This is a genomic window from Mycobacterium sp. (assembly GCF_047975165.1).
GTDB lineage: Bacteria > Actinomycetota > Actinomycetes > Mycobacteriales > Mycobacteriaceae > Mycobacterium.
This window is the reverse complement of sequence record NZ_JBKECZ010000115.1, coordinates 1-5881: the sequence shown is the minus strand read 5'-3', so window position 1 is coordinate 5881 and position 5881 is coordinate 1. Positions and strand designations below refer to the sequence as shown.

The 5881-nt window shown below is 38.3% G+C and carries 4 protein-coding genes; 1 reads left to right on the top strand and 3 read right to left on the bottom strand.

The window, feature by feature from the left end:
* Nucleotides 1-79: 79 nt before the first annotated feature.
* On the bottom strand, nucleotides 80-364 hold the full coding sequence (locus tag ACK5M9_RS11830) for a hypothetical protein (protein ID WP_416893362.1): 285 nt from the start codon (nucleotides 362-364) through the stop codon (nucleotides 80-82).
* 416 nt (nucleotides 365-780) lie between these two features.
* Between ACK5M9_RS11830 and ACK5M9_RS11825 the strand changes: the two genes are divergently transcribed.
* Nucleotides 781-1935 carry an RNA-guided endonuclease InsQ/TnpB family protein gene (locus tag ACK5M9_RS11825; RefSeq protein WP_416893361.1) on the top strand — a complete coding sequence of 385 codons (1155 nt, stop codon included), beginning with the start codon at nucleotides 781-783 and terminating at the stop codon, nucleotides 1933-1935.
* A gap of 1 nt (nucleotide 1936) precedes the next feature.
* On the opposite strand, the gene ACK5M9_RS11820 is transcribed toward ACK5M9_RS11825, so the two are convergent.
* Both ACK5M9_RS11820 and ACK5M9_RS11815 read right to left on the bottom strand, forming a co-directional pair.
* On the bottom strand, nucleotides 1937-2317 hold the full coding sequence (locus tag ACK5M9_RS11820) for a hypothetical protein (protein WP_416893360.1): 381 nt from the start codon (nucleotides 2315-2317) through the stop codon (nucleotides 1937-1939).
* A 464-nt stretch (nucleotides 2318-2781) separates the two neighbouring features.
* The gene (locus ACK5M9_RS11815) at nucleotides 2782-3159 is read right to left on the bottom strand and encodes a DUF551 domain-containing protein (protein WP_416893359.1); all 378 of its coding nucleotides are present in this window, start codon (nucleotides 3157-3159) and stop codon (nucleotides 2782-2784) included.
* Nucleotides 3160-5881 lie beyond the last annotated feature (2722 nt).

Sequence of the window (5881 nt, the reverse complement as noted above, 5' to 3'; positions counted from 1 at the left end):
CGATGGCTTATACTCAACGTTGTGGTGCATTAAAACGACACCACAACACTCCATATAATGTATAGCTACAACTCGCATTTTAACCAGCTTCGGCTTCTGCTTTATTTTTTTCGCCCCACGCAACAAGATTTTCAAATTGGTCTTTCAAAATAGATTTTACCAAATCGTGATTTCCAAATTCTTGAACAAGCCTAAATTGCAACCGCTCTTTAATTTCATCAATGTATTTAGTGTTCAAAACTATGTCATTGATAATTTCGGCACAGGCGTCTGCCCTTCCTTTTGCTCGCCATTTTTCAACCGTCCTCTTACTGTTCTTGTAATGGTCATGGCTTTCTGACCACAGTTTTTTGTACTTTGACAAATTCATAATTCTGTTATTTTGCCACCGCTCAAAAAAAATAAAGCGATGAGGGTTATTGTTTTTTAATTAAGTTTTGTTCTAATTCCACGCTACACATAATATGCCTGTCCGTTATACCATATTTTTCCAACGCTCGGAAAGTTCTCGTTTAGTGGCTTCGGTCATCGCTACTACCTTTGGTTCCTCTAGATTGATTTGTCGGCCTATTGCCTCAATTCTCTTTAGATTTTCCTTAATATCGCCGCTTATCGGGTGTGCTATGTATGCTACTTTCATATTAATGGAGCGTGAAACCCACTCATAACGAAGTATGGGCGGGAGGTAAGCGACACGCTAACGCCTTTAATCCTTAACAAATTTAAAATTATTTTCTGATATAAGAAACTTTTTGTATTTTTGTACGTATCTAATAATAGATGAAACTTACATTGAAAATTAAACTTTTGCCTACTGATGAACAGGGTGGCTTGCTTCTCGATACGATGAAGAAAGCGAATGATGTTTGTAATGCCATTTCTGATGTGGCTTGGCAAGAAAAGGTTTTCAATAATTTTAAACTCCATCACAAAGTTTACCATTCTTACAAGGCTACATTTCAACTTAGCAGTCAAATGTTGATACGGCAAATTGCTAAAGTTGCTGATGCCTATAAGTTGGACAAGAAAACCAAACGTACTTTTAAACCGCTTGGAAGCATTGCCTACGATAGTAGAATAATGACGTACAAGCCTAACAACGTAGTTTCTTTGTGGTGTATAGGCGGTAGACAGAAAATAAACTTTGTTTGCCATAATTCTAACTACATCCCTTACATCAAAGGTGAAGCCGATTTGGTTTACAAAAAAGGTAAGTTTTACCTTTTTCAAACCGTTGACGTTCCCGAAGAAGATATTGAAGATGTCGAAAGTTTCGTTGGTGTGGATTTCGGTTTGACGGACATCTGCGTAACTTCTGATGGGGTTAAGCATTCTGCCGATAGACTTAACGCATACCGTGAACATCGGCAAAAGGTTCGGAGTTCTATCCAAGCAAAGGCAGACACTTCTAAGCGTTCTACTAAAAGGAATTGCAGAAGATTGTCTAAACGGCTTCAAGGTAAAGAGAGAACTCACGCTCAAATTGTTAACCATACTATTGCAAAATCTATTGTTCAATCTGCTAAAGAAAGTGGTAAGGGAATCGCTATTGAAGACCTTACTGGAATCCGATTCACAAGCAAAAAACGAAACAAAAAATTTCGTACCAAACTTGGTAAATGGAATTTCTCTATACTTAGGAAGTATATTGAATACAAGGCTTTGCTCAATGGTGTTCAAGTTGTGGCTATTGCTCCTGCATATACTTCTCAGACTTGTAATAGTTGCAAACACATTGGAAAAAGAACCAACAAAGTGTTTAAATGCACTAACACAAATTGCAAAGTAGATACTATTGATGCAGACTATAACGCTGCTCAAAATATATCTTTGCTTGGGGCATCCGTAAATATGCCTGAAAAATCGACTATGTATTGCTCTTTGCATTCGTTGTTGGGTTTAAAGCCTGCTCCATCGCTTTGCGTGGGTGGGTAGTTTACTTTACCCCGTAATCTTCCAATATTTCCAAAATCCTTGCTGTCGGCACCGCTTCCACCATAATCCCCTTATCGTCCATTGTCCTACTCTCCATGGATATATCGTCCAGCAAGGCCTTTTCCCTCATGTTTTCCCGCTTATTGCGAACGTGTACGAACTTTACGTCCAAGTTCAGCACGGTAAGTGCCTTGGTAAGTGTAAAGAACGAGAAACGCGGCCTTTTGTCCTGTAGCATGTTACAAAGTTTAGGATAGCTGTACCCCATTAATTCTCCCATAAACCTAAGCGATACGCCCATCCTTTTTTTTTGGAACCTTAGTATCTGTATGGCCTCGTAATGTTTGGCCTTTGCCCTGTCCGTTACTTCCTGTCTTGTCATTACGTTATTATTTTTTAGATAGGCTTATCCCGAACGCTTTAAAATAGTTTGTGTCGTAGTTCCTTCCCGTATATCTCCAATAGACTTTATTTATACATTCCCGAACGAACTGGCACTTTAATATTTCAGCCATGTGCAATATTATATGAAAAGTGTCCGCAACATGTCTGCCGTTAGATACCACGTTTAAAACGTCATATTTTTCTTCCGTTCCCATTTTCGGCCATATATGTTTTAGCACCTGCGATATTGCTTCTTTTTTTTGGTGCAGCCTTGACGTATGCAGCTCTATTGCATATTTTGCCATAAAACTATGTCTTTCCATTTTTCCCCAATCGTAATGCATGTACATGTTTACGTATGGGCTTGGATGGTTCGCTAGGAATAATTTGATACTATACATAATTTTAGTTTAGTGTTTTTAATCTACTAATGCTCATAGCACTCGCCCGTTGTAAACAATGCTACTTTAGCGGTTTAATTGGCATCCAGTGTGTAATTGATTGCCCAAAAAATGAATCCGGCCCGAACATTTCCCATTTATACGGCACAAGGTTATTTCCGTGTTCATCCTCACTTTTGTAAATATTATGTCGCTCACTTTCGGTATATACAAGTTTATCACGATTATTATTATAACGTTGTCCACCTTCTTTGGTTCTTGGTACTTTTCCTTCTTTCATTAATTGCCTGTCTTTTTTAGAGAGTCCTCTAATTAATTTAACCACTACACAATTAACGTTCGATTGGTCTGTGCTATCGTTCCAAGCTCCCCTATTGTGCCTTGCAAGTACATATTTACCTTCTTCTGGTAATTTATCTTTTGTGCTAATCCAATTCATTTTTTTGTTTTTAGGATTTTATTTTCTCCGCTAATACCTGTCGTTCGTTCAACGTCATTTCGTTGAAGTCCTTTTTGTTTACGCACCATCTACCGTTTATTACCCGGATATAGCCGTGTTCGGCGTCTTTTCCGCACTTTGGATATATATGTTCCATAATTGTCTGTATTTCTTTTTTAAAATCGTGTATTTCCCCCATATAGGTTTTTATATTAGGACCTTGATAATCAATGTTATAGCTATTAAAAACGCCGTGAACGATAGTAGCAGTACATCCCCGTCATCAATTGCCTGTGGTTTCTTTTTTTTGTTTTCCATAGTTTGTCCTAGTTTTCGTAACCCAAAATGTCAAGGTCTTGTTCATACTCTAGTTTGTTTGCGTACAGATAGCTCCATACATCGTCCCGGCCCACGTCTATAGCCCATGTTTCCGGACTTTCGCATATTTTTTCCCCTTTTACCTCTGCCCTGTTTTCTGAAAACATACTGCTTTCAATGTCGCTTATTAACTCCAGATGGTTTATTTTATGGCTTTCTATGGCTTTTAACCGTTTTTTTGATAGTATCATTGTTTATTGTGTTTTTAGTTGTTTCAACGCTTCAAAAAATTCTGCCTTGGTTCCCAAAAAAACAGGCTGCCCGTTGTTGTATATCTCGATATTGACCTGTTCGCCGCCAATAACAGTAATATAGTCGTTATCATGCCTCAAAAACACCGTGGCAGCCTTTTTATTTTCCTTGTAGTTTATGGAGCCTCTAACGCTCCTTGTTTTAACCTGTATATTTTTCATTTGATTTTAATATTAACGCATTTTTTAAAGACTTCGCCCGGAAACGGTGCCACGTTGAACGAAGTACCAACGAAGTAGTCCCGTAATTGCTTCATGCTTGCCGCTCCGTTTACGCTCGTAGTGTAGTTGTACTGCGGGTCGTCAAAAATTACTTCGACGGATTTAAGTCCATTGGGATTGGTGGTGCCCTCTTTTGATTCCTGCACAAATGATAAATGTGTTTCCATTTTTTTTAGTTAAAATAATAGTGATTCATTAGATATTGTATGGCTTCCGCTTCCCATGAAAATCGGAGAAACAAATCCCTTTTGGATACTCTTTTAAATTTGTTGCTCACAACATCCAATTCCTTGATGTATTCAACTCCCGTCTTGTCGTATGACTTTAAAAGGCCTACCAATGTCAGTCCATCTTGGAACAAAAACATGCTATCTGTAGATTTGTATCGGAACTTGATAATAAAGTTCCGAATGTCAAGGTTTAATGATGATGGTGTTTTTTTGTTTTTCATGGTCTTATGTTTTGAATAGTTCAGACTTTGACATTTTTTTTAGTTCTTGTGCTTCAAAGAAAAGCCCCAAATGCCTCCCGGTCGTATTGGAATACCATCCGAAAACATTCATTTCTCCGTTCAATAAATCATATTCCGCCACTTTTGTAGTGTACGAAATAAGGTGTTTCTTAGTCCCTACAATTTCTACAGTCGCCTTATTGTTGGATCCTGCTAGGATGTATCTTTCTGTATTTTTCATGATTTTGTATTTTTTATTTTAGTTTTTAATTGAATTTCAATTACACGTATCGCAATACCTCCGACAAGGCCTTCCAAAACATCAACCCGGCCAACACAAAAAGAACACATGCGTTAAACCACATCGAAACCCTATACATGCCATACCTAAACCTATAATCCAATACTACCCTGTTAAACCTAAAATTCGTTTTCATCTGTCTTTGTTTTAAAAATTACCGTTTTTGTTTGTTTTTATTAATCTAATGCTATATAAGACACTTTAAATAAGCCAACCATTAAGACCATCACCCAAGCCGTGAAAGCTCAACACGGATCCCCAAAGTAGCCATCGCAGCGTTAAAGCTAATCCCTGTGTCCCTTACCATGATCCTGGCCAACTCTACACGGGGATTCCTTACCCTGCCCTCGTGCAACTTATATCCAACTCGCAAGACCCTCTTGCGCTTGACCTTCTCAACAACACTAACTTCTTTTTTGATACCCCGTTTTTTTTCAATACTCGTTTTCATCCTTTTTACCTGTTTTAATGTTATACTTTATTTTATCGTTTTTTTGGTAATCCCCCGAAACACCCGTGTTTATTGGGGTTCCCACCGTTTTGTTATCCAAAAGTAGTAATCGGTTCGATGAAAAAAAAACATTTTTTATACTATTTCGTTATGATTTTCGCAAAGAAAATAGATTTTCCTTATACTTCCAATAAATACAGGCTATCGCAAAGGATGTCAAATACAACTAATCGCTATCTTTAGGGTTTATTCGTTTGTAAACGTTTGTAAACGGATGGGATTTAAGAAAGGGTTTAGGGTGGGTATTGCTGCAAAGACACGCCCACACGTGCGTAAATACGGGAGCTCGCAAGGTTTTGACAAAGTTCGAGGGGCGGGAGTAAAGACGATTTTTAACGCATGAACATCTTTAAATATGCGAGGCCAAAGTTGTCGGACGATTGTCGGACAAAACGAGGTGTATAAATTCGGTATTTTCCTTTTAATCAGTCGGTTAGCATGGTTTGGGAGTGACCTTAGTAGGATTCACAAAATTAGTTGGCACGAAAATCAGGTAGAAGCTGCACGAAAAAGTCGGAAATCTGTGCGGGCGATGACTGAAAACGTACCCCGTGGGTCTTGATTATCCGTTTTTCTTTTGGACCGGTGTTGCGTATTATATGGGGGAT

Coding starts and splice junctions, on each gene's coding strand:
- ACK5M9_RS11815 (WP_416893359.1), bottom strand. CDS start 3,159: ATGAATTGGATTAGCACAAAAGATAAATTACCAGAAGAAGGTAAATAT.
- ACK5M9_RS11825 (WP_416893361.1), top strand. CDS start 781: ATGAAACTTACATTGAAAATTAAACTTTTGCCTACTGATGAACAGGGT.
- ACK5M9_RS11820 (WP_416893360.1), bottom strand. CDS start 2,317: ATGACAAGACAGGAAGTAACGGACAGGGCAAAGGCCAAACATTACGAG.